Annotated in this window: 21 protein-coding genes; 13 read left to right on the top strand and 8 right to left on the bottom strand. The window is 66.0% G+C overall.

Annotation, left to right across the window (positions count from 1 at the left end):
* Positions 1 to 77 precede the first annotated feature (77 nt).
* From AC0IZJ_RS02805 to AC0IZJ_RS02775, 7 genes are all read left to right on the top strand, one after another.
* Positions 78 to 2,501, top strand: a complete 2,424-nt coding sequence (locus AC0IZJ_RS02805) for a copper-transporting P-type ATPase (protein ID WP_471846438.1) — start codon at positions 78 to 80, stop codon at positions 2,499 to 2,501.
* 59 nt (positions 2,502 to 2,560) lie between these two features.
* On the top strand, positions 2,561 to 2,932 hold the full coding sequence (locus tag AC0IZJ_RS02800) for a hypothetical protein (protein ID WP_471846436.1): 372 nt from the start codon (positions 2,561 to 2,563) through the stop codon (positions 2,930 to 2,932).
* 77 nt (positions 2,933 to 3,009) lie between these two features.
* Positions 3,010 to 3,462, top strand: a complete 453-nt coding sequence (locus AC0IZJ_RS02795) for a hypothetical protein (protein ID WP_471846434.1) — start codon at positions 3,010 to 3,012, stop codon at positions 3,460 to 3,462.
* Positions 3,463 to 3,719: 257 nt separating this feature from the next.
* A complete protein-coding gene (locus AC0IZJ_RS02790) occupies positions 3,720 to 4,856 on the top strand; it encodes a TolC family protein (RefSeq protein WP_471846432.1) in 1,137 nt (378 codons plus the stop codon).
* An 11-nt stretch (positions 4,857 to 4,867) separates the two neighbouring features.
* Positions 4,868 to 6,352, top strand: coding sequence for an efflux RND transporter periplasmic adaptor subunit (locus AC0IZJ_RS02785; protein ID WP_471846430.1), 1,485 nt, complete (start codon positions 4,868 to 4,870; stop codon positions 6,350 to 6,352).
* Complete coding sequence (locus AC0IZJ_RS02780; protein WP_471846428.1) at positions 6,349 to 9,516, top strand: efflux RND transporter permease subunit; 3,168 nt, start codon at positions 6,349 to 6,351, stop codon at positions 9,514 to 9,516. The genes AC0IZJ_RS02785 and AC0IZJ_RS02780 overlap by 4 nt, the downstream gene beginning before the upstream one ends.
* Before the next feature lie 98 nt (positions 9,517 to 9,614).
* Entirely contained in the window at positions 9,615 to 10,070 is a 456-nt protein-coding gene (locus AC0IZJ_RS02775) for a hypothetical protein (protein ID WP_471846426.1), read from the top strand.
* Positions 10,071 to 10,278: 208 nt separating this feature from the next.
* Here AC0IZJ_RS02775 and AC0IZJ_RS02770 read toward each other — a convergent pair whose 3' ends face one another.
* Both AC0IZJ_RS02770 and AC0IZJ_RS02765 read right to left on the bottom strand, forming a co-directional pair.
* The gene (locus AC0IZJ_RS02770) at positions 10,279 to 10,686 is read right to left on the bottom strand and encodes a DUF305 domain-containing protein (RefSeq protein ID WP_471846424.1); all 408 of its coding nucleotides are present in this window, start codon (positions 10,684 to 10,686) and stop codon (positions 10,279 to 10,281) included.
* A gap of 64 nt (positions 10,687 to 10,750) precedes the next feature.
* Positions 10,751 to 12,850, bottom strand: a complete 2,100-nt coding sequence (locus tag AC0IZJ_RS02765; protein ID WP_471846421.1) for a multicopper oxidase domain-containing protein — start codon at positions 12,848 to 12,850, stop codon at positions 10,751 to 10,753.
* An 899-nt stretch (positions 12,851 to 13,749) separates the two neighbouring features.
* Here AC0IZJ_RS02765 and AC0IZJ_RS02760 point away from each other — a divergent pair.
* From AC0IZJ_RS02760 to AC0IZJ_RS02745, 4 genes are all read left to right on the top strand, one after another.
* On the top strand, positions 13,750 to 14,076 hold the full coding sequence (locus tag AC0IZJ_RS02760) for a four-helix bundle copper-binding protein (protein ID WP_471846419.1): 327 nt from the start codon (positions 13,750 to 13,752) through the stop codon (positions 14,074 to 14,076).
* Positions 14,077 to 14,132: 56 nt separating this feature from the next.
* Positions 14,133 to 14,828, top strand: a complete 696-nt coding sequence (locus tag AC0IZJ_RS02755; protein ID WP_471846417.1) for a DUF305 domain-containing protein — start codon at positions 14,133 to 14,135, stop codon at positions 14,826 to 14,828.
* Between the two features lie 202 nt (positions 14,829 to 15,030).
* Positions 15,031 to 15,180 carry a hypothetical protein gene (locus tag AC0IZJ_RS02750; protein ID WP_471846415.1) on the top strand — a complete coding sequence of 50 codons (150 nt, stop codon included), beginning with the start codon at positions 15,031 to 15,033 and terminating at the stop codon, positions 15,178 to 15,180.
* The gene (locus AC0IZJ_RS02745) at positions 15,177 to 16,472 is read left to right on the top strand and encodes a tyrosine-type recombinase/integrase (protein ID WP_471846413.1); all 1,296 of its coding nucleotides are present in this window, start codon (positions 15,177 to 15,179) and stop codon (positions 16,470 to 16,472) included. Before AC0IZJ_RS02750 ends, AC0IZJ_RS02745 begins: the two co-directional genes overlap by 4 nt.
* Before the next feature lie 36 nt (positions 16,473 to 16,508).
* On the opposite strand, the gene AC0IZJ_RS02740 is transcribed toward AC0IZJ_RS02745, so the two are convergent.
* From AC0IZJ_RS02740 to AC0IZJ_RS02715, 6 genes are all read right to left on the bottom strand, one after another.
* Positions 16,509 to 19,460, bottom strand: a complete 2,952-nt coding sequence (locus AC0IZJ_RS02740; protein WP_471846411.1) for a Tn3 family transposase — start codon at positions 19,458 to 19,460, stop codon at positions 16,509 to 16,511.
* A gap of 124 nt (positions 19,461 to 19,584) precedes the next feature.
* Entirely contained in the window at positions 19,585 to 20,802 is a 1,218-nt protein-coding gene (locus tag AC0IZJ_RS02735) for a response regulator (protein WP_471846409.1), read from the bottom strand.
* Positions 20,803 to 20,893: 91 nt separating this feature from the next.
* Entirely contained in the window at positions 20,894 to 21,394 is a 501-nt protein-coding gene (locus tag AC0IZJ_RS02730) for a DoxX family protein (protein WP_471846407.1), read from the bottom strand.
* A 17-nt stretch (positions 21,395 to 21,411) separates the two neighbouring features.
* The gene (locus AC0IZJ_RS02725; protein ID WP_471846405.1) at positions 21,412 to 22,083 is read right to left on the bottom strand and encodes an HvfC/BufC N-terminal domain-containing protein; all 672 of its coding nucleotides are present in this window, start codon (positions 22,081 to 22,083) and stop codon (positions 21,412 to 21,414) included.
* Complete coding sequence (gene bufB, locus AC0IZJ_RS02720) at positions 22,080 to 22,949, bottom strand: MNIO family bufferin maturase (RefSeq protein WP_471846403.1); 870 nt, start codon at positions 22,947 to 22,949, stop codon at positions 22,080 to 22,082. The genes AC0IZJ_RS02725 and bufB overlap by 4 nt, the downstream gene beginning before the upstream one ends.
* Before the next feature lie 238 nt (positions 22,950 to 23,187).
* Positions 23,188 to 23,454 (bottom strand): BufA1 family periplasmic bufferin-type metallophore, encoded by a 267-nt coding sequence (locus AC0IZJ_RS02715; RefSeq protein WP_471846401.1) that lies wholly within the window; start codon positions 23,452 to 23,454, stop codon positions 23,188 to 23,190.
* A gap of 101 nt (positions 23,455 to 23,555) precedes the next feature.
* Between AC0IZJ_RS02715 and AC0IZJ_RS02710 the strand changes: the two genes are divergently transcribed.
* Both AC0IZJ_RS02710 and AC0IZJ_RS02705 read left to right on the top strand, forming a co-directional pair.
* Complete coding sequence (locus tag AC0IZJ_RS02710; protein WP_471846399.1) at positions 23,556 to 24,125, top strand: sigma-70 family RNA polymerase sigma factor; 570 nt, start codon at positions 23,556 to 23,558, stop codon at positions 24,123 to 24,125.
* The gene (locus AC0IZJ_RS02705) at positions 24,122 to 24,316 is read left to right on the top strand and encodes an anti-sigma factor family protein (RefSeq protein ID WP_471846397.1); all 195 of its coding nucleotides are present in this window, start codon (positions 24,122 to 24,124) and stop codon (positions 24,314 to 24,316) included. Before AC0IZJ_RS02710 ends, AC0IZJ_RS02705 begins: the two co-directional genes overlap by 4 nt.

Genomic DNA, 24,316 nt, shown 5'->3' with positions numbered 1-24,316 from the left:
GAGGTGGTTGACCTTGCCACGGTGGCAAGGTCCACAGTGGAGCTGGACGCCACATCACACAGCGACAGGGGAGCCGAATGAAGCACCAGCATCACCATGCCACTGCTGACACCGGTCCGGGGGCGAGCGGCGCCACCGCTGGCCAGTCCGCCCCGGTCTATACCTGCCCGATGCATCCCGAGGTCCGGCAAGACCAGCCGGGGCGTTGCCCGACCTGCGGCATGACGCTCGTGCTCGCCGGGGCTGGCGAGCCATCGACGGCGCAGATGCATCCCGGGCACGGTTCTGAGCCTGCACATCACGGGCATCACGGTGACCATGCCCACCATCCGCACGCCGCGGCAGGCCACGCGCCGGCCGAGCCACCGCCGCCCTCGGGGGGCGACGGCGCTCAAACCCAGGACGGCGCCACGACCTACACCTGCCCGATGCACCCGGAGATCCGGCAGGACCACCCCGGTAACTGCCCCAAGTGCGGCATGACGCTGGAGCCGCTGCTGCCGAGCCTCGAGGACGATGACAACCCGGAACTCCACGACTTCCAGCGGCGTTTCTGGGGTACGTTGCCGCTGACCGTGGTGGTGACGGTGCTCGCGATGCTCGGGCACCGGCTGCAGTGGTTCGAGATGAGCACCCAGAGTTGGATCGAGCTGGTACTCAGTTTGCCCATCGTGCTGTGGGCGGGTTGGCCGTTCTTCCAGCGCGGCTGGCAGTCCCTGGTCAATCGCAGCCTGAACATGTGGACGCTGATCAGCCTGGGAACCGGTGCAGCGTTCGTCTACAGCGTCGTGGCCACCGTCGTGCCGGAAGTCTTCCCCCAGTCGTTCCTGGCGATGGGACGGGTGGCGGTGTATTTCGAAGCGGCGGCCGTGATCATCTCCTTGACACTGCTCGGGCAGCTGCTGGAACTGCGGGCCAGGTCGCAGACCTCTGGCGCGATCAAGGCCTTGCTGGGCCTGGCGCCCAAGACGGCGCGACGCATCGATGCAAAGGGCATAGAGAGCGACATCCCGCTGTCCCATGTCCATGTGGGTGACCTGCTGCGGGTGCGGCCGGGCGAGAAGGTGCCGGCGGACGGTTTCGTCGTTGAAGGCAGCAGCTCCGTCGACGAATCGATGCTGACGGGTGAGCCGATACCCATCGTCAAGAAGGCGGGTGACCGCGTCATCGGCGCGACACTCAACACGAGCGGCACCCTGGTCATGCGGTCCGAACGCGTCGGCGCCTCCACCATGCTGTCGCAGATCGTCCAGATGGTGACCGAGGCGCAGCGATCACGAGCCCCCATGCAACGCATGGCCGACCAGGTGGCCGGCTACTTCGTCGCGGCGGTGCTGGGTGTGGCCGTGCTGACGCTCTTGGCCTGGGGCATCTGGGGGCCGCAGCCCAGCTGGGTGTACGGCCTGATCAATGCGGTGTCCGTCCTGATCATCGCCTGCCCCTGTGCGCTGGGATTGGCGACGCCGATGTCCATCATGGTGGCGACGGGACGTGGCGCGGCCAACGGCGTGCTGTTCCGCGACGCGGCGGCCATCGAGAACCTGCGCAAGGTGGACACGCTCATCATCGACAAGACCGGGACGCTGACCGAAGGCCGCCCGGTCTTCGACCAGGTGGTGCCCGCCGCGGGCATCGAGTCGGAAGAGGTTTTGCGCCTGGCAGCCAGCCTCGACCAGGGCAGCGAGCACCCGCTGGCGGATGCCATCGTGCGGGCGGCGCGCGACAAGGGCCTGGCGCTCGAGAAGGCGGAAGAATTCGAATCCGGGTCCGGTATCGGCGTGCGGGGCCGGGTTTCGGGCCGGACGCTGGCGCTGGGCAACACCGTGCTGATGGAGCAGACGGGGGTCAGCGTCGAAGCGCTGAAAGCGCAGGCCGAATCGCTACGCAGCCAGGGCGCGAGCGTGATGTACCTTGCCGCCGACGGCCAGTTGCTGGGCCTGCTGGCCGTTTCCGACCCGGTCAAGGCCAGCACGCCGGAGGCCCTGCTGCAGCTCCATGCCGCCGGCCTGCGCATCATCATGGCGACGGGCGACGGCATGACCACCGCGAAGGCGGTCGGCACCCACCTTGGCATCGACGAAGTGCACGGCGAGGTGAAGCCGGCCGACAAACTGGACCTCGTCAGCCGGCTGCAGGCCGAGGGCCGGGTGGTCGCGATGGCTGGCGACGGCATCAACGACGCGCCGGCGCTGGCCAAGGCGAATGTCGGGATCGCCATGGGCACGGGCACCGACGTCGCCATGAACAGCGCCCAGGTGACGCTGGTCAAGGGCGACCTGCGCGGCATCTCCGTGGCGCGCGACCTGTCGGAGGTGACGGTCGCCAACATGAAGCAGAACCTGATGTTCGCCTTCCTCTACAACGCGCTGGGCATTCCCCTCGCGGCCGGGCTGCTGTACCCGCTGACCGGCTGGCTGCTGTCGCCGATGATCGCCGCTCTCGCGATGAGCCTGAGCTCCGCGTCGGTCATCGCCAACGCCCTGCGCCTGCGTCGCGGTTAACACCGGATCTGACACCCGACCATCCCATCTACAACGAAGGAGACCGCTTGAAGATCACCATGAATCCCACCATCCTGGCAGGCGCTGCCATGTTGATGATCGCCGTGCAGGCACGGGCAGAGCTTGTCGAGATCCGCTTCAATGAGCAGGGCCGCTTCGAGCACAGCGCGCCGGTGGCGGCCGGCAAGTTCGTCGAGATCTGCAGCAAGCTGACCAAGGGGCAGGCGCTGCCCTGGACCTTCAAGTCCGACCAGCCGATGCAGTTCAACATCCACTATCACGAGGACAAGAAGGTCGAGTTCCCGGCGAAGCTGCAAAGCGCCACCTCCGCCGAAGCGCGCCTGGATGTGCCAATCGATCAGCACTATTGCTGGATGTGGGCCAACAAGGGCAGCACGGACGCCCAGCTGACGTTCTCGGTGCAGAAGTGACGCGTGCCTGCCACCCGTTCGCCCGGGTCTTGATCTGCAGCAAAGCCGGCTGCTCTCGGCCACGCTAGGCTACGCCCATGTTCACCGCCAGACGCATCGTCAAAGCCTGGGGACGCCGGATCATCGGCGGCTTCATTGCGACCTTGCTGCTCAGCCAGCTTGCGCTGGCGGCGTACGCCTGTCCGAAACTCGGCGCCAGCCACGCGGCCGCGATGCAGGCATCCGGCATGGCGATGAGTGTTGCGGCCGAGATGGCCTCGATGCCGGACTGCCATGCGATGCCGGGCACGATGGACGAGAAGGCGCCGCAGCTCTGCCGCGCGCATTGCAGCAACGACGGGTCCGCGGCCTCGGTGCCGCATGCTCAGGACTTCAAGCCCAGCGCCGTGCAGCTGATCGGGTTGGCCTATGTGGCGGCGCCTGTCCTGATCGTGCCGGAAGCAGCCGAGCCAGGACGCTTCACGCTCCTGCCGGACGAGCGATCCGGCTTCCCACCGCGCTACCTCACCCTGCAGGTCCTTCGGAATTGACGCCTTGAGACGCGTCTGCCGCGCCGTTGTCGCGGCGGGCGGGCTGTTTGCGGCTTTCAGTTTCGAGGACCACCATGAACATCTCTTTTTCCGGTGCGCCTATGGCGCGGCGGTGTTGCGGCCAACCGGCCGGAGCGTTCCCATCCACGTTCCCATCGGCTTGCCGTGCGCAATGCGTCGCCGGCCTGCTGCTGGCCACCTTGCTGGCATGTTTACCGGCCGCATCCCAAGCTCTCAGCTTCAATGAGGCGGTCGCATTGGCGCAGGGCCAGAGCCCCGCACTGTCGGCACAGCAGCTGCAGATCTCCGCAGCAGCCTCGGTCCAGGTGTCAGCCGGCGCTCTCCCTGATCCGAAGCTGTCGGTCGGCGTCGAGAACCTGCCAGTCAGCGGCATGGATCGCTGGAGCCTGACGCGGGACTTCATGACGATGCAGCGCATTGCGCTGATGCAGGACGTGCCCAATGCAGCCAAGAGAGAAGCGCAGCGGCAGACCGCCCAGGCTCGCACCGAACGTGAGCGAGCCTTGCTGGTGATTCAGCGGCTGCAGCTCCAGCTCGATCTCAGCCTGGCATGGATCGCGGCGCAGTCGGCCGACCAGCGCAAGTCGCTGCTGGATGAATTGCTGGCCGAAAACCAGCGACTTCAGGAGAGCCTGCCCGCGCGCATCGCCGCCGGCAGCACCCAAGCGACGGACCTGTTGATGGCACGTCAGGAAGCCCTGGGCCTCAAGGATCGGCAGGACGAGCTGGCACGAGATCGTCTCAAGGCGCGGTCCGCGCTGCGCCGCTGGCTGGGCGCCCGCGCCGACGAACCGCTCGCGGACCCGCCGCCAACCCTGCGCATCCCTGTGGAGCAGCTGCGTGCCGATCTCGACCGGCACGCCGAGCTGGCGCTGTACCCGGCGATGCGGCAGATGGCGCAGGCCGAAATGAGCGAAGCACAGGCGGAGAACCGCGGTGACTGGGGTTGGGAGGTGGCCTACAGCCGGCGCGGCCGGCAATGGGGTGACATGGTGTCGGTGCAGTTGAGCTTCGACTTGCCGTGGCAGAAGGAGCGCCGGCAGCAGCCGCAGATCCGGGCCAAGCAGTTGGAGGCGCAGCGAGTCGAGGCGGAGCAGGAAGACGCGGCCCGTCGCCACCTGCAGGAGTTGGATGACGCCGCTGCAGAGCTGGCTACCTTGGAGCGCCAGATCGAACGGCTGGCGTCCACCGGCATCAGCCTGAGCCGTGAACGCGCCTCGCTGGCACTGACCAACTACCAAACCGCCAAGGGTGACCTGAGCAACGTGCTCGGCGCGCGAGCCCAGGTGCTGGAGAGCCGACTGCGGCTGATTGACCTGACCGCGCAGCGCGATGTCCTCATCGCCCGCCTGAACAGCCTGACCGCGCCCTGAGGAGCACGACCATGAACACGAAGAAGATCATCGCCGGGGTCACGCTGCTGGCCGCCGGCATCGCGATCGGCTATGGCGCCTCACAGTGGCGCAGCTCACACTCGACGGGCGATACCCAGGCGCCGGGCGCCTCGGAAACCCCTGACCGCAAGGTGCTGTACTGGTACGACCCCATGCAGCCGACGCAGAAGTTCGCCAAGCCCGGCAAGTCGCCCTTCATGGACATGCAGTTGCAGCCCAAGTACGCCGACGAAGGCTCTGGGGCCGACAACGGCGTGACGGTGTCCGGGCAGACCATTCAGTCGCTGGGCCTGCGCACTGCACCTGTCGAGCGCGGCCGGGTCGCCGCCAGCGTCGATGTGGTGGGCACGGTGCAGCTCAACGACCGCGATGTCAGCATTGTGCAGGCCAGGTCCGGCGGCTTCGTCGAGCGCGTCTACGCCCGGGCGCCCGGCGACGTCATTGCGGCAGGCGCGCCCCTCGTGGACCTGCTCTTGCCGGAGTGGATCGGCGCGCAACGAGAGTTCCTCGCCGTGCGCGCCCTGAAAGACGAAACCCTGCTGGGAGCGGCCCGGCAGCGCCTGCAGTTGCTCGGCATGCCGGCGACGGTCATCGACCAGGTCGAGCGCAGCGCGGATGTCCAGGGCCGGTACACGGTGACGGCGCCCCAGGGTGGCCTGATCGCCGAACTGATGGTTCGCCAGGGCATGACGGTGTCTGCCGGCATGAGCCTGGCGCGCATCAACGGCCTCTCGACGGTCTGGCTCGAGGCGGCCGTGCCGGAGGCGCAAAGCGGGACCACCCAGGTCGGGCAATCCGCCGAGGTCCGGCTGGCGGCGTTCGCGGGCGAGACCTGGCGGGCGCGTGTCGCGAGCATCCTGCCCGAAGCCAACAAAGAGTCCCGCACGGTGCGGGTGCGCCTGGAGGTTCCCAATCCGGGGCAGCGCCTGAAGGCCGGCATGACCGGTCAGGTGAGCCTCAGGGGCCGCCAGCTTGAAGCCCTGCTGGTTCCGAGCGAAGCCGTGATCCGTACCGGGCGGCGCGCAGTCGTCTATGTCGTCGACGCGCCGGGCAAGTTCCACCCGGTCGAGGTGCAGCTGGGCGCGGAGGTCGACGACAAGCTGGCCATCCTGGGAGGGCTGACGGCCGGGCAACAGGTGGTGGCCTCCGCGCAGTTCCTGATCGACTCCGAGGCCAGCCTCAAGGGCATCCTGCCCGCAGCGGCTGCCGCGTCGGCGGCAGGTGGTGCGGCATCGGCCGCCACGGTGCCGGCTGCGTTCTCGGTGACCGGTGTCATCCAGAACGTCTCGCCGACGGAGATGACTCTGGCGCACGAGGCTGTGCCTGGCTTGAAGTGGCCGGCGATGACCATGGCCTTCAAGCTGGCGGATCCCAAGCTGGCCCAAGGCCGCAAGCCCGAACAGAAAGTCCGGTTCACATTCGAGCAGCGGGGGGACGACTACGTCATCACGCGCATCGAGGAGGTGTCGCGATGATCGCCCGCCTGATTCGCTGGTCGGTCAAGAGCCGCTTCCTCGTGCTGCTGGCGACGCTGATGCTGACCGCCTGGGGCATCTGGGCGGTGCGCAGCACGCCCGTCGACGCCTTGCCCGACCTGTCCGACGTGCAGGTCATCATCCGCACAACCTACCCCGGGCAGGCGCCGCAAATCGTCGAGAACCAGGTGACCTATCCGCTGGCGACGACGATGCTGTCGGTGCCGGGTGCGAAGACGGTGCGCGGCTTCTCGTTCTTCGGCGACTCCTTCGTTTACGTGCTGTTCGAGGACGGGACGGACCTGTACTGGGCCCGCTCGCGCGTGCTGGAGTACCTCAACCAGGTGCAGGGCCGGCTGCCGGCCGCCGCCAAGGCCAGCCTCGGCCCCGATGCGACCGGGGTGGGATGGATCTTCCAGTACGCGCTGGTGGATCCCAGCGGCAAGAACGACCTGGCGCAGTTGCGAGCGCTTCAAGACTGGTTCCTGAGGTTCGAGCTGAAGAGCCTGCCCAACGTGGCGGAGGTCGCCTCCGTCGGCGGCATGGTCAAGCAGTACCAGGTCGTGCTGGACCCGATCAAGCTGGCGGGCTACGGCCTGAGCCAGGCGCAGGTCCGCGACGCGGTGATGCAGGCCAACCAGGAGTCGGGCGGCTCGGTGCTGGAGCTTGCAGGCGCGGAGTACATGGTGCGGGCCAGCGGCTACCTGAAGACGCTGGATGATTTCCGCGCGATCCCGCTGGTGTCGCGTGGCGGCGTGCCGGTCAGGCTGGGTGACGTCGCAGTCGTTCAGCAGGGGCCCGAGATGCGCCGCGGCATCGCGGAGCTTGACGGCGAAGGCGAGGTGGCGGGGGGCGTGGTGATCCTGCGCTCGGGGAAGAACGCCCAGGAGACCATTGCCGCCGTCAAGGCCAAGCTTGCGGAACTGCAGAGCAGCCTGCCCAAGGGCGTCGAGATCGTCACGACCTACGACCGCAGCGCGCTCATCGAGCGCGCCATTCGCAACCTGACGACCAAGCTGGGCGAGGAATTCCTGGTGGTGGCGATCGTCTGCGCCATCTTCCTGTGGCATTTGCGCTCGGCGCTGGTCGCGATCATCTCGCTGCCGCTGGGTGTGATGACGGCCTTCCTCGTGATGCGGTACCAGGGCATCAACGCCAACATCATGTCGCTGGGCGGCATCGCGATCGCCGTCGGCGCGATGGTGGACGCGGCCGTCGTGATGATCGAGAACGCGCACAAGAAGCTGGAAGCCTGGCAGCACCAGCATCCTGGGGAAACGCTTCAGGGCGCCGAGCACTGGGAGGTCATCACGCAGGCCGCCGAGGAAGTCGGGCCGGCCCTGTTCTTCTCCCTGCTCATCATCACCTTGTCCTTCGTGCCCGTGTTCACGCTGGAGGCCCAGGAGGGGCGCCTGTTCGGACCGCTGGCATTCACGAAGACCTATGCGATGGCGGCGGCGGCGGGCCTGTCCGTCACGCTGATCCCCGTGCTGATGGGCTTCTGGATCCGCGGCCGCATCCCCGACGAGCACAAGAACCCGATCACGCGGGCGTTGATTGCCGTCTACCGGCCGTGCCTGGAATGGGTGCTCGGGCGTCCGAAGACGACGCTGATCGTCGCTGTGCTGGCACTGTTGACGACGGCCTGGCCGCTCAGCCAACTGGGCGGAGAGTTCCTGCCGCGCCTGGACGAAGGCGATCTGCTCTACATGCCGTCGGCGCTGCCGGGCTTGTCCGCGCAGCGGGCCACCGAGCTGCTGCAGCTGAGCAACCGCATGATCAAGACCGTCCCTGAGGTAGAGCGGGTCTTCGGCAAGGCCGGCCGCGCCGAAACGGCGACCGACCCTGCGCCGCTGGAGATGTTTGAGACGACCGTCAAGCTCAAGCCGCGCGAACAGTGGCGCGTGGGCATGACGCCGGACCGTCTGGTCGAAGAGTTGGACAAGGCGGTCAGGATTCCTGGCCTGTCCAACATCTGGATCCCACCCATCCGCAACCGCATCGACATGCTGGCCACCGGGATCAAGAGTCCCATCGGCGTGAAGGTGACCGGCAGCGACCTGCGCGTCATCGACCGGATTGCGAGCGAGGTCGAACAGGTGGCCAAGGGCATCCCCGGTGTGACGTCGGCCCTGGCGGAACGGCTCACGGGCGGGCGCTACATCGACGTGCGTATCGACCGCGTGGCGGCTGGCCGCTACGGGCTCAACATCGCCGAAATCCAGTCGGTGGTCGCCGGTGCGGTGGGCGGTGAAAACGTGTCTGAGACCATCGAGGGCCTGGCGCGGTTTCCCATCAACATCCGCTACCCCAGGGAATGGCGGGACTCGCCCGAGCGGCTGACGCAACTGCCGATCTCCACGCCCATGGGCCAGCAGATCACGCTGGGGACCGTGGCGACCGTCGTCATCACTGACGGTCCGCCGATGCTCAAGAGCGAGAACGCGCGCCCCTCCGGGTGGGTCTACGTCGACGTGCGCGGCCGGGACCTGGAGTCGGTGGCGAACGAACTGCGGACAGCAGTCGCCCGGCAGGTGAAGCTGGAACCGGGTGTCAGCGTCGCCTATTCGGGCCAGTTCGAGTACCTGGAGCGAGCCAACGCCCGGCTCAAGGTCGTGGTGCCGGCCACGCTGCTGATCATCTTCGTGCTGCTGTACCTGACCTTCGGCCGATGGGACGAGGCGGCACTGATCATGGCGACCCTGCCGTTCGCGCTGACGGGCGGCATCTGGTTCCTGTACCTGCTGGGCTACAACCTCTCCATCGCGACGGGCGTCGGCTTCATCGCGCTGGCGGGCGTGGCGGCCGAGTTCGGCGTCGTAATGCTCATCTACCTCAAGCATGCCGTTGCGGACCGGCGCCCCGATGGTGGAGCGCTGACGTTGGCTGAACTGCTGGACGCGATCCGCGAGGGCGCCGTTCTTCGGGTGCGCCCCAAGGCCATGACGGTGGCAGTGATCCTGGCCGGCCTGGTGCCCATCGTTTGGGGCAGCGGAACAGGTTCGGAGGTGATGAGCCGCATCGCAGCGCCGATGCTGGGCGGCATGGTGACGGCGCCGCTGCTGTCGCTGTTCGTCATTCCGGCGGCCTATCTGCTGATGCGTCGGCCGCGCAAGCAGGCAGCTATGGCGGGTGCGCCCGCCGGGCGAGGACGAACCACCTGAAAAGCTTCCGACCTACACCCGGTAAATGAGCAAGAAAATTTGATTCTTGGGATTTGTCGGCAACGCCCGGCCTTCCGCAACGATGCCATGGCAGTGTCATGAGCCACCAGCACCATCTGCATATGCTCAAGGACCATGCATTCAGCCCATCAAGTCGCCTGGCGCTGCTGCTGCTCGCAGCTTTGACGGCCCCGGTGGCCGGTGCTTCGGAGCTTCATCCTGCCCCCGAGTGTCAGAGCACGGTCTTGAATGACGAGGAAGCGGAGGCCGTGTGTGCGCTACCTGCGCGTGCGCCCGGCGGTAGGACAGTTCGCTTTCAGGCACATTTCCTCGGAAGCCACGACGACAGCCTGGTGTCGCTTCGCTTGGTCACGCTCAATGGCGCGGCTATTGACTGCAAAGAAGGTAGCAAGACAGAGTCGCGCTTCGAAGATGGGGAAGTGACGCTGGTCTGCGCCATCACCGAGCCAGCGTCGGGTGCCGGTGGGGAGGTCAAAGCGAAGATCTCACTCCATCACTTGCAGCTCCATAAAGTGGCTTTGCTCATCAACTGAGGAGCCCGTTGCAGCGTTTTACGGAAAGCTCGGCGCCACTCAGAATTTGCGCTTTACTTTGCGTGGTCTGGCAGCGTAAGTTTGGTCGGACGGCGACTCTGACTCGTGTCTCGGGAGACAGCGCCAGCGCACCCCAATCGTTGCGAGCGCGGAGCTGATTTTGACAGCGACGTGGTCCTGGCCGGCGCTCACGGCGCCGGCCCCAGCGTCACGGATGCTTTTTCATCCACGCGTCGAGCTGCGCGATTTCCTTGGTCTGATCCTTGATGATCTTGCGCGCCATCGCCTTCAGTTCCGGCGACTTGCCATGCTCGGCTTCGGGCTTGGCCATCGCGATGGCCTGCTGGTGGTGCATCTTCATCATCATCGCGAAGTCCTTGTCGAGGTCACCGCTCATCGGCATGTTCTTCATGCTCTCCATGCCGCTCATCATGGTGCTGTGCATCTCCTTGGCCGCGTCGGCGTGCGAGCCCGTCATGGGCTTGTCCATCGATGCGCTGGCGGATGCCGCCGGTGAGGCGGTGCTCTGTGCGCTGGCGCCGCCAGCGGACAGGGCTGCGAGAACTGAAACGCTCAGGCCGACGGCAAGGCGGGTACAACGGCGGGTCGGGTTCATGGTGCTCTCCTGGGGGGGTGGAAAAACTTGGCCAGGAACCTGCTGCGCAGCCTGGCCGGGATGCTCAGCTTGCGGGATTGCCTTCGACGTCGATGTGCATCATCAAACCGCCACCGCCTTTGGTTTCCACGTTGTTGTTCGTGGTGTGGTGGGAGATGTGGCAATGGATCATCCACTTGCCCGGCTTGAGCGCGGTCCAGATCACGTCGTAGCGCTGGCCAGGACCGACGTTGACGGTGTCGGCCTTGTAGCGGGCGGCGGGCGGTAGGGTTTCGCCGTCCCGAGCCACCACGACGAAGGGGCCGCCGTGGATGTGCATCGGGTGGATGAAGCCGCTGTTCGAGCCGATGAAGCGCACTTTGAGCGTCTCGCCGACCTTCATCTTGATCGTGTCGGTCTCCGGGTAGGCGCGCCCATTGATGGTGAAGTAGTTCGGCATGCCACCTTCCATCGGCATCGCCGGGTAGGTCAGCCCTTCGCGCTTGAGCCACTCCTGCAGCATCAGGGTGTACTCGTGGTCCGCGGGGATCTCGTCCTTGGGAGTTGCCGGGTCGATGATGAGCGCACCGTACAGACCCAGCCCCTGCTGCCGGTCCACGTGGTCGTGCGAGTGATAGAAGTAGGTGCCGGACTGGACGGCAGTGAACTCGTAGCGGTAGAGCTCGCCGTTCTCGATGGGCTTTTGCGTGACGTGCGCCGGGCCGTCCATGACGTTGGGGAGCACCAGGCCGTGCCAATGCACGGTGGTCGACTCGGGCAAGCGGTTGGTGACGTTGATGCGCACCCGGTCCCCCTGCTTGAAGCGCAGTCGCGGGCCCGGGACTTGGCCGTTGAAGGCGAAGGCCTCCATCGAGACGTTCGGCAGGATCTGCCAGCGGATAACGGAGGTCTCCAGGTCGAAGACCTTGACGCCGTTCTCGATGCGAGGCGTGAGCTCCTGGTCACCGCGCTTGTCGAGTCCGTAGGTTGCCGTCACGAAGCGCGGCGGCACAGCGGCCATGTCGCGCATCGCTTCGCCCGGCGTGTCGCGGTCCATGATCATGCCCGGCGGCATGATGGCGCCGCCCACGTCGCGCGCACTGAGGCTCATGTTGACGAAGTTCGCTGGAGCCGCCATGCCGGTGAGGAGCAGCAACACGGAGATCCCGCCCACCGCCGCGAGCTGCGGGCGGGTCAAGTCGCTGGACATGCCGCCGTCGTGCCCGCCATGCTGGCCACCGCCGTGCTGGCCACCGCCGTGCTTCATGCCCGCATGCTCGCCAGCAGGCTTGCTTTTATCTGCGCCGTCGTGCGGCTTGTCAGCCTCGGCCATGGCCATGGCGGGCGCGCCCGAGTGACCGTGATCGGCCGAGTGCGGCGCAGGAGCGGCGCTCGCAGCGTCGTGAGCCGCGTGGGCGGGCATGGCGCCCTGGTGCCCATGGGCAGAGTGGCCCTCGTGCTCGACTTTCTTGCTCGCACTCTCGCCGGCCTTCTCGCCCACCTCGAACCGGCTGCCAGGCTTGCGCTCGGTCATCAGGCCGTGCTTCATCTTCTGGGCGACCATCCAGACGTTGACCGGGTAGGCCAAGGCAAAGCCGGCCATCACGCCCAGGGACATGACGCCCCAGAACAGCAGCTCGGTCGGCTCCATCGCGCGCATGTCGCGGCCCATCATCAGCAGGCTCATGACTGGCGCCATCCCGGCCATCATGAAATTCATGCTGATGAACTCAGGGACGAAGCTCTTGCGGACGTTCTCCCAGTAGGTGCCGCCCATCATGCTTTTCATGAAGAGCGACTGGAAGATGAAGAGGCCAAATGCAAAGCCGGCGACGTACTCGACGATGAGGTCCACCCACATCGGCAAGCCAAGGGCGGCGGTGATGACGGCGGCGAGGATGATGCCGGTGGCGTCTCCGGCGACGCAGTGGATCGTCGATCCGACACCCTGTCGCCATAGAGGGGCCACGAAGGTTTCGTGCGTGCCAGGCCGGGGCTCCTTGTCCGCCATCACGTACAGCAACAGGCCGAAGGGACCCATGTACAGCGTGACGAGGATGAAACCCCACCGCATGACGGTCGGCTCGGGGTTGTTGCGGAACTGGTCGAACGCTACGTAGAGCGTGGATGCACCGGCCAGAACGAACCAGACAACAAGGAAGTAGTCGATCGGCTGAATCAGCATGGGTCGCCGGTCCGGTTGTTTCGAGTGAGCGCAGCGCGGCGCCGGATGCGCGCGTCACGCGGTTCACGCGGTTGGCGTGAACTCCGCCAATGCTAGGAGTCAGGGTCACACGCACCGAAGTGCTGGAAGTGCTGCTGCGACGTAGGAACTGTCTGATGCGCTGACTGCCAACGGCGTGACGCGGCGGTGGAGCGCTGCCAGGTCTTCCCGGAATCCACAGCGGCCAAGCCGGTAGCAAGAGGCGGAATACCGATTGCCCAACTCGCGGACTGTGGCCTGCGCGGCCTCTTTGCAGCGACTTATCAGACGAGCAAACCCCGGGATGACTGGACAGCTTCTACGGTCGGCGTACGGCGCAGGCAGCCTCTGCAGGCGAGCTGTGGCTGTGCCCCCGAAGCTCGGTGCTCTGCGAATGTGGTTGGCGCTTTCTGGGCACGCAACCCAGATGACGCGATTGGCGGGCCACGGTTTGCACGTTTTACTGCAACTGGGCGTGCAGCGGGTACTGATTGCGCTCGTCTTGGCAACTTACTTGCCAGCGTCTTTTGCAGCGATCACGTGTGAGGCTGATTGCGCCGCGCACGAGGTGCTCGGACTCGGCATGGGCCACCACTCGGAGCGCATCGGCGGTGAGGACCACGCCATGGACGAGGGGGCAACGCCGCTGCAGCACAGCGGACCTTGCCATTTGATGTTCGTCCCTGGCGTCGTCGACGGAGATGTTGCTTGGGCCCCGGAAGGATCTGCATCGGTCTGGTCGCCCAGGTACTCCACCGCCTACGTGTCTGTCGTGTGGCCACCACCCAGGCATCCGCCAAGGTCCTAGGGTTCTTCGCACGAAGCAGGCGCTGCCAACCACGGCGGCGCCATAGACCCTCGACCTCATGATGGAGAAACCTATGCAACAGACCCACGAATCCTGCGTCAAGGCTTGCAATGAATGCGCCGACGCCTGCGATCACTGCGCTACGGCGTGCCTGCGAGAGCAGGACGTCAAGATGATGGCGCGGTGTATCGCGCTCGATATGGACTGCGCGGCAATCTGCCGTTTGGCTGCCGGCTTCATGGCGCGAGGCAGTCAGTTCGCCAAGAGCGTGTGCCAGCTGTGCGCCCAGGTGTGCGACGCGTGCGCTGAGGAATGCGCCAAGCACGAGCACTCGCATTGCCAGGCTTGTGCCGAGGCGTGCCGACGTTGTGCCTCCGAGTGCCGCCAGATGGCTGCCTGAGCACTCTTTCCATTCAACCGCCCGCGCAGATGCGCGGGCCATCCTTGGAGATTCCGATGAAATTCACCGCCTCACTGGTGGCGCTGGCCGCTGCCGCCTTGACGACCCCTGTCTTGGCTGAGGGTCCCGGTCAGGGACTGACGGCCCGGTTCGAAGTCGAGTTCATGCAGATGGCCATCGACCACCATTTCGCCGCCTTGCGGATCACTGAGCTGGCCGCTGGCACGGACGTTCAGCGCAGTGCCGACATCAGCCCACAGGACGGCACCTCACCGACCATGGGCTTCCCGGCGACGCAAGCCAAGGCGACGCTCGACGACCTCAAGTCCATGGCCCGGCGCAACAACCGCATGCAACGGGAAGAGATCCTGACCCTGCAGGGGTTCCTGCGCGACTGGTACGGCATCCGATACCAGCCCAGGGTCCGCCCAGAAAACATGGGCCAGATCGCCATCCTGGAGCGCGCACAACCCGGCGCGGACTTCAACCACTCGTTCTACGAAGTGCTGAGCCGGCACCACTACACCCTGATGGAACCCGTCAACGCCTGCATGACCGGGACGGATCTGATGCACGACGAACTCCGGCGCGAATGTCAGGGTATGTGGCACAGCCAGATCTCGGACATCGAGATGATGCGCATGGAGCTCAAGAAGCATTTCGGCATCGTTGACTACCAGCCGTTCAGGCAGTTGGAGCCACTGCGGGGATCGCACGGGTCGCCGCGGGGAGAGCACAGCGGCGGTCAGTGATCGGGCACCGGGCTGCAGCGGGAGCTGCAAGCCCGGCTTCGCACCTCGCGGGCCAGGCGCGTTTCGGCCCTGGCGCCCCTCACATGCGATCCTTCAACCCGTCGCGGTATAGCGACGCGCATGCAGGCGCCGCTCCTGGGCTTGTGTGTTGCAAATCTCTATCATCACGACCTACCTTTGCAGACGTCTCTTCAGCCAGCCGATGCATCAACTTCGCGCGCTCCAAGTCCTGTTCAAGGCGGCCGAACTCGACGGCCTTAGCGGCGCGACAGCCGGGCAGGTGATCGCGCTGCAGGACACGTCGAAGTCGCTGCTGCACCCGGAGCTGCAACTGGGCGTGCGTCTCGGGTGACCGGCCCTGGCGCCATCGAGGACTACGTTCTTGCCGCGGACCGAGAAAACACGGTCCGCAGCTATGCCAATGCCCTCAAGCATTTCGAGACGACGTGGAAAGGCCTGCTGCCGGCCACCAGCGACAGCGTCGCCCGCTACCTGGCCGAACACGCCACGACGCTGAGCATCAGCACACTGCGGCAGCGCCTGGCCGCGCTGTCCCGGTGGCACGCCGACCACGGGTTCCCCGATCCGACGCGGTCTGCGCTGGTCCAGCGGGTCTTCAAGGGGGTTCGGGTCAAGCACGCCACGCCCCAGAAACGGGCCAAGCCCCTGGAACTCAAGATCCTGGAGCAGGTGTCAGACTGGCTGTTGGCGTCCCAGGCGACGGCCGGCGAACTTGGCCGCAAGACTGAGGTGCTGCGCCGCGCTCGCGACCGTTCGCTGTTGCTGCTGGGCTTCTGGCGCGCATTTCGCGCCGACGAGCTCACCAACATGCGCATCGAGGAGGTGCAGGCCAGGCGCGGCGTCGGCTGGACCTGGCGGCCCCGGCGCACGAAGACGGTAGCGGAAGGGGAAGACCGCGAGTTCACGTGCCCAGCTTTGTCACGGCTTTGCCCGGTTGATGCGTACGTCGACTGGATCCAAGCCAGCGGACTGAAATCGGGCCCCGTGTACCCGGCCATCGACATGTGGGGCAACGTCTCGGACAGCGCGATGCAACCTCAGGCCGTGATTCCGCTGCTGCGCCGGATCCTGGAAGACGCCGGCGTCGATGCGGCCAGCGCCTATTCGAGTCACTCGATGCGGCGTGGCTTCGCGAACTGGGCGACGTCCAGCGGCTGGGATGTGAAGGAACTGATGGAGCACGTGGGCTGGCGTGATGTTGGCACCGCCATGCGCTACATCGACGCGTCCCAGGACAAGTTCAAGGCGAAGTTCGAACAGGGCCTCGCGAAGTCGGCGCCTGCGGCTCCAGTCACAACAGCACCGGCGCCCGCAGAACCCGCGCCGTCCGAGCAGGTCGCCGTCGTTCACCTGCGAATGCTCCTGACCAAGCCGGGCGGCTCGCGCAAGGGCACGGAGCGCGTGCAGCAGCAGATCGAAGCAGTGCACCTCAAGAAGTACGGCGTGCGGCAGATCGACCGGGATGGCAGACGTTTTGAGCTTCGAGTGCCTTTCCATGACCGAGGTGCGCTGGACGACACCATGTTGGAACTCTTGGACGAGCTGTTCCGCACCGCAGGTAGCTGCAACTGCCTCCTCGAGGCGTCGCTGCACGAGCAGGCAACCGACACGACCTGGGACTGATCTCGGCAAAGGCCTTGGCTGACCGCCGAGGCGCCCCTAGGCGGCGGCGCGGGCGCGCCTCTTCGACTCCTTGGCCAACAGCGCGTCCGCAAAGGGGTCGAAGTTGAACGAGATGATCCCCCGAAAGTTGATGTGTTCGAAGTGCACCGGACCCATGCGCCGAATCCAAGCGTCCTCGGTCGGCTCCTTCCTCGCGCGCCACGTGTCGACCACCTCCTGCATCTTCATGGTGTTCCAGGCGATGACGATGTTGGTGAGCAGCGTGTGGGCGCCGGAGATAGCCATCAGCTCATCGCTGCGGCGAGCGCGCGTGACGCCGATGCGGCCGTGATAGACGGCGCGCGCCAAGAAGTGAACCGACTCGCCACGGTTCAGCAACGCATGCATCTCCCGCCGGAACTCCGGGTTGGTGAAGTAGTCGCAGAGGAAGATAGTGCGCAGCAGTTTGCCCAGTTCGTCGGCGGCCGCATGCACCGGGTCGCCTTTGGCCGCGCTGCCGAGCCGCGAGAGCGCCTCCCGGGCGGTCAGCTTGCCTTGGCGGATCGAGGCGATCAGTCGCAGCAGTCCGTCCCAACCCTCACGGATCTTCTTCAACGACACCTTGCCGACGTTCAGCCGCTCCAGGTCTTCGGGCACCTGGGTGCCCCAGGGCAAATAGATCTTGCGCTCAGACAAGCGCTGCAACCGAACGCACAGATCGAACCCAAGCAGCTTGGAGATCGACATCGCTGCATTGGTGTATCCGTGGGTATCCACCGCCAGCAGTTGGAGTCGGATCTGGTCCTCCCGGCGGGAGACGTTGTACGCCTCAGCACCGTGCACGGCGCTGCCGGCCTGGCGATCATTGAGGACGATGGGCTGGTCGTAGAAGAGGCTCCATGTGTCGCTCATGTGGACGTAGATGCCGATGCCGTGCGTCTTGCGCCGATGCTCGACCCGTGCACTGTGCAGGTGGCGCGATGTATCCAAGGTCATGGCGTCCGCCGAGGCCTTCTCGCCGCTGCCCCACAGTGAAGCGATGGGGAAGGACTGCTGGAACTCGACGACGACGTTGTTGCCATCGCGCAGCCGGCCTCGGGCTTCCATCGCCCGCATGGCCGCCGTGATCTGGGGCACCTGCAGGCCCGGGATCATGGCGCACACTCCCTTGGCAGTGTTCTCGGTGCCATGCGCGAACAACGCGCCGTACAGCGCCTTGAGTTCGTCCAAGGTCTTTGCCCGGCGGCCCAACAGGACCTCGCTCAACCCGGTTTTTGCGTCGACCTCGACAAGCATTTCGGCGAACTGCTGGTTGCCAATTTGCTGGAACATGGTGTCACGCGTCCGCGTGACCTCCGGCTCGACCTCCAGCGCCTGGATGGGGTCGATATGCATCTCCCCCTTGTTGTCGACGGTGACGATGCCATTCCTGATCGACTCGCCAAGCTGCTTGATACATTCGTTCAGGCGGGCGAGAACGCGCTCCAGGTACTTGTCCGGGTCATCGGTCAAGCTCAGCGCTCGGATCAGGGATTTGGAGTTTTCTTCCCATTCCTTGGGCGGGATCAGTTGCTGCTCCTTGCTCTGGTGCTTGGTGCTATGGGCGATCCAGAGCTTGCCGGCGTTGACGCCTTTGCGGATGGAATTCATCGCACATGCCCTGAGGGCGGCCAGTGCCTTCTTGCGATCGGGGTCCGCCAGCAGGTTGTGCCACGAAGGATCGGCCATCGACAGGTCGAAGTCGTCGGGCAGGGTGGTAGCGCCGCGCTCGTTGAGAGACTTCAGCATTTGAAGCTGCTGCATCGCCTTCTCGTCGTCGGCTCCGCGGATGTTCAGGATGGACAGCGAGTTCAACAGCGCGGTGACGCGCGGCGCATCGTCGTTCACGAGGGATTCGCGGATCAGCGATGCCCGGGTGCCGGAGAAATCCGGCTCATCCTTCGGCATCAACTCGCGCAGGGCGGCGACGATCTCCTTGTCCTTGAGCTGGCCGTCGTAGAGGATGGACTTGACCTTCACACGTTCGGCACGAAGGTCGACGGCCGTGCCGGCTTGCTTTTGCATCACTCGGCCGGAGGCCTTGCGATTGAGGTCGACGGCGCAGCGGCCACCGACATCGGTGGCCATGTCGTTCAGGTCGAGCAGCGTGACGTAGATGAAAGCGCACAGCTGCAAGGCCTGTTGCTGTTCACTGAGGCGCTTGGTGTCGGACGGCGCGCGAGCGACCACCTCCTGGCTATAGGCCCGTAGCCGGGCCAGTGGCACACCGTCGAGCTTCCACTGTTCGGTGTCCCATTTCTTGACGCACTGGATCTTCTCGATGATCTCTTTGAGCGTGGCGCGGCCGTGCTTGCCAGGCGGGGTGCGCAGCCATTCGAGGATGGTGACGCTGCCGGGGCCGGGTCGCTTGGTAAACAGCTCCCGTATCGCGGCGCTGCGGTTGGCGGCCGGCACGCCGGTCAGCACGGCCTGAATCGCTGCGGCTTCATGGGCTGCGAAGGCCTCGCGCCCGAGGTCTCGGATCACGCGGTCGCTGGGCAAGACTCGCCGCTTCTCGTAGAGCCACATCTCGCCTTGCTTGACCAGGTCGTCGACTGAGATCGCAGTAGCCGACAGTTGGTGCAGCGAGTCGAGCAGGGTAGCCTTGACGTCGTCGTCGACAAGCTGGAAGCCAGCGCGAGTTCTGGCCCATTCCTTGTGCTGACCGCTGGTGTGAGCGTCCTTGTACAAGGAAGCGAGTGAGGCGATGTCCGTCGCCCGCATGCCCATGGCTGAGGTCATGTAGGCGAGAAGCGCCTTCGGGATGCCGGTCAGCGCATCAGGGGAGCGGCCTGTGGCTCGCAGCACCACCAGCTGATAGGCGGCGCCGATGCGGGCGTTGCCCCGAAACCCGTTTTTGAGTTCGAGGAGGTCGTCAGCGCTAAGGCCAAACGACTCTTCAACGTCGCGCGCGGACAGAGTCTTGGGAAGAACATCCCGGCCGACGAACCGCAAGTGAAAACTGGGCAACCTCGTCTCCTCACGGCCCGGGCGTTGTCAGGCCTGGCGCAGGAGACTACCTAACGCGTTTGTGACGCCCGAGACGGGAAACAATTACGGGAATACCCGCGGCCCTTAACCCCAGTCTGTGCACCTAAACCGAGATCACCCCGAGGAAGCCATCCATGCCGGCCCTCAGGCAGGCATTGCGCCGCAGATCCGTGTCGCCGGCAGTGGCGGCAACGATGGGGAACGGCGGCAAGTTGCCGACGCGCTGCAAGGACCGCAGATGCTCGCTGGCTTCGAGCCCGTCCATGACCGGCATGTCCACGTCCATCAGCACCATGTCTGGCGGCTCGTCACAGCAGGAGTCGAGCGCCTCGATCCCGTCGCCGGCCACCACCACCTCGTAGCCCAGGGCCTCGAGCTGACCCCGCGCGACGATCTGGTTGACGACGTTGTCGTCGACGACGAGCACGCGTCGGCTCTCCTGGACGTACAGCGGGGCGGGCGATGTCAGCCGCGAAAGGGCAGTCGACGTCCGGGTGTCGACATGCGCGGTGAAGCACTCCAGCTCCAGCGGGCTGAACGGCAGCACACGGATGTCGACGGAACACTGGCGCCGAAAGCGCAGGGTGTCGGAGCCAGAGACCACGGCAAGCACGGGCCAGAGGCTGGGCAGGGCCTGGGCGATCTGCTCGAGCTGAGGCAGATCCTGGCCACCGTGCTCAGCAGCGATCATCAGCATCGGTGCCGGAGCAACCGATATCGCCGCCGCGGCCTCGTCCAGCCGCTCGAACGACACCACGTGCCAGCCCAGGTGCCTCAGTCTCGTCTCGACCGAGTCCAGTGCGCCGGGCAGAGGGCTGACCAGCCACGCCACCGAGCCGGCGGCGTCCGGTGCGTGTTCAAACGGCATTTCCTCCGCCGCTACTTCACCGCTCAGTGAGATGACCAGCCCGTCCAGTCCTGCATCGACGAACTGGACCAAGCCTGCTGTGGCCGGACAAGGTGCCTGCGCTCGCGCAACGAGCCCCTGGCCCACGTCGGCATCCTCGGCCAGCAACTGCAGGCGCTGAAGCACGCCCACGACATCGGATGGGCGATGCGCCCCCGTGCCGGCGGCGTGGATGACGATGCTGCTGCGGCCAAAGACCGGTGGCTCGACTTCCGCGCTGAACATGACGAAACCCGACTCGAAGCAGTCGACGATGCCGAGCAATATCCGATGGATGCCGGCGCGCAGGTAGGGCCCAGGATCATGAAGCTCGATGCGCGGTCCGCGACAGTCGAAGTAGCCGATCAGCCCCTTCCTTCTGGCATGCGGCAGCACGTCGCGCGCGCTCTGGGTGAAAAGCTCTGAAAACTCCATGGCCGGCCATTGCTAACTTTCCGCGAGATTAGGGCCAACCCTGCTACCAGGCCGTTTCCAAATGTGGCGCCTGCTTACATCGTGCAAAGTTTCAATTCGCCCGGCCGGTCGCGGGGTTCAGCACCATGCGGTCGACGGACCAGCGGCCCGACCCCCACAGGGCGATCACCAAGGCCAATACGCCCCAGAGAATGTGCTGCGCCTCGCCGGCGGCCGAAAGGTCTTCCGCCGGCAGCGAAAGCGCCGCCATCAAGTTGACGACAAACAGCCCTGCCCCGGCGAAGCGCCCCGCCAGGCCGAGCACGAGCAACACCGGTATCGCCAGCTCGCCGGCCGTGCCCGCGTACGCCGCCAGCGCCGGCGGAAGCAGCGGAACCTGGTAATAGTCGTTGAACAGTGCCAACGTGGATGACCAGTCGCGCAACTTGACCAGGCCGGACATGAAGAAAATCTTGGCCACGTAGAGCCGCGCGGCCAGCAGGGCCAGCGACTGAAGGTGGCTGACCACTGTGTCGAGCGGTGCCGGCAGGCGAGTCGGCTGCAGGCCGGGGTCGGTAAAGGCGCGCAGTGCGGCAGAGGTCAGAGATTTCATGGTGTCGTCCGGGGTGTTCAGGGAAGGGGTGTTGACCTGACCCCTTGCAGCCAGGCATGTTGCAGCGCGGCTTGCAGCCACACGCCGAAGTCAAAGTCGCCCAGCGCGCCGGAACCTTTCACCAGCGCGTCGGCAAGATTCACTTCGTCCAGCAGGGCCTGCATGAAGGCCGCCTCTCCGGGAGACATGGCCTGCGATCTCGCAGCCCAGCCCTCGCGCCAGACCAGCACCGAGCCGTTGTTCTGGGCAATCAAGGCGACGCCAGGGCGCAGACGCAGCCACAGCTGATCGGGCGCTGTCGTGCCCAGCAGCGCCAGCGATGAGGCGTCCAGTTCGGCGTCGGCCGCGCGCTCGGCCTGATGCGAGGCCCAGTCCAGCCGCGCCAGGTCAGGCAGGCCGGACGCCTCGCCGGCACGCTCGATGAGAAAGCCTGCAAGCGCCCCGCCCCACTGCGCCAGGTCGCCGCGTTGGGGCGGTTGCGCGCGCCAGAACGTCCAGGCCAGCGCGGCGAACTCGTCCTCGCCCAGCGCCTCGCGCAGCCTTCCGAAGGGCACGGCCAGGGCTTGGGCGGACAAGGCCATCAGATTGTTGCGGTAGGCCGCGAGGCCGCGCTCGGCGCCGGTCAGGCCCAGGGGTGCGGCGCCGCGACCCAGCAGCGCGTCGACCAGGGCTTGTTGATCGGCCTTCATCGCTGGACCGCCCTCGCCCGCTCGGCCTCGTCCAGCAGCACGTCCAGCGCGGGCACCGCCGTGTCCCACTCGATCAGCGTCGGTACGGCGCCGAGTCGCGCGATGGCGTGCGCGTAGACCCGCCAGACCTCATCGCGCACGCGACTGCCGTGGTCGTCGATGACGAGGCCGCTGGCCAGATCGCAATGCCCGGCCAGGTGAATCTCGCCGACGCTGCCGGGCCGGATCGCATCGACCCAGCGCATGGCCTCCTGCGCGGCCTCTTGAGGAGCCAAACCGGCGTTGCGCGCATTGACGAACAGGTTGTTGACGTCCAGCAGCAGGCCGCAGCCACTGCGCCGTGTCAGCTCGTTGAAGAACTCAGGCTCAGCCAGCGTGTCACCGGCCCAGCCGACATAGGCGCTGATGTTCTCGACAAGCATGGGGCGGCCCAGGCGCTGCTGCACCTCGTCGACATGAGTCGACATCAATGACAGTGATTGGTCGTTGAAAGGAATGGGCAGCAGGTCGGCCGCATGCAGGCCGGAGCCCACGCGGGCGAAACAGGCGTGGTCGGACACCCAGCGCGGCTGCACGCGCTCGACAAGGCGGGCGAGCCGCTCCAGGTGCCAGCCGTCCAGGCCGGCTGCCGAGCCCAGCGCCAGGCCGACGCCGTGCAAGCTGAGCTCGTAGGCCTCGCGGCCCGCCTCCAGCACCGCCAGCGTGATGCCGCCGTCGGCGAAGAAATTCTCCGAATGGACCTCGATGAAGCCGAGCGCGGGGCGCCCGGCCAGCAAGGTCTCGTAGTGAGGCTGGCGCCAGCCTATGCCGACGCAGGGGTCTAGGAGCCTGTCGGGCTTTGGGTCGGGTGCGCGTTGGGCCTGCAAGGGGGCTCAGCCTAGGCGCAAAGCAGAGCTGGGCGCGATGCCCAGCGAGCATTTGCAACGACGGATCAGCCCCCTTGCACGCCCAACCCGAAGGGCCGGGGTGATTTGCGGGGCGATTCGGCGTTGCCGACTCGTTGTGGGAGATGGATCCCACGCCTCGTCGGCGCCTTGCCTCGCCCCGCAACTCACCCCGGCGCGCACCCGACCCAAAGCCCGACAGGCTCCTGGCATGCCGCGCTTACTTCTTGGCGGGTGCCTTGGTCGAGCCGCCTTCCTTCTCGCACGCGCCCTTGGCGACGTACTTCCATTCATTGGCATCCTTGTCGGCCTTGGCTTGGCCGGCGCAGGAGTGGCTGCCGTTGGCGCTGGCGCAGTCGTTCTGGCCGGCCTTGGCAATGCCGTAGCACTTTTCCTTGGCGGCCTTGTCCTGGGCTTGAGCCTGGGCGACGAGACCGAGGGACAGGGCGGCGGCCAGGGCCGAGGACACGAGGGCTTGGTTCTTCATGAGACAGGTCTCCAAAAGGTTGGGAGGTGAAAGGCGGCCGATCATCCGGCGGCGAGATTGAAGTCGCAAGACATCGCCTACTCCTTACACTGCGCGCCGCCATGACCGCCCCGCCCGACTATTGCCGCCAGCTCGAAGCCCTGCGTCCCGTGCTGCTGAAATACGCACGCCTGCAGCTGCGCAACCCGGCCTGGGCCGAGGACGCGGTGTCCGAGGCGCTGCTGGCCGCGCTAGAGAAGCCGCAGTCATTTGCGGGCAACAGCCAGCTCAAGACCTGGCTCATCGGCATCCTCAAGCACAAGCTGATCGACCAGATTCGCAAAAACAGCCGCGAGCTGTCGACGACGGCGGCCAGCGACGAGGGCGAGGACCTGGACGACCTGCTGTTCTCCAGCGATGGCCACTGGCGCGAGACCCAGCACGACTGGGGCAACCCGGAGGATTCGCTCCGGCAGGTCGACTTCATGAAGGTGCTGGAGGCGTGCATGGAGAAACTGCCCGGCCAGCAGGGGCGGCTGTTCATGATGCGCGAATGGCTGGAGCTGGAATCCGATGAGATCTGTAAGGAACTGTTGATCACGCCGACCAATCTGTGGGTCATGCTGCACCGGGCTCGGCTGAGGCTGAGGGAATGCCTGCAGATGGGCTGGTTCGCTGGAGGGGCGACTTGATCAAGCTGAACATCACCTGCAGGGAAGCCACGCAGATCACGCTGGAAGCCGAAGACCGCAACGTGCCCCTGGCCGAACGGCTGTCGCTGCGCCTGCATCACCGGGTCTGCGGCAACTGCCGACGCTTCTACCGGCAGGTGGAGCTGATGCGCAAAGCCAGCGCGCGCTGGCGCAAGTACACGGACGAGTAG

The organism is Roseateles sp. AC306 (genome assembly GCF_979253795.1).
Note: the sequence above shows the minus strand (reverse complement) of the source record. Positions and strands in the feature narration are given on the sequence as shown.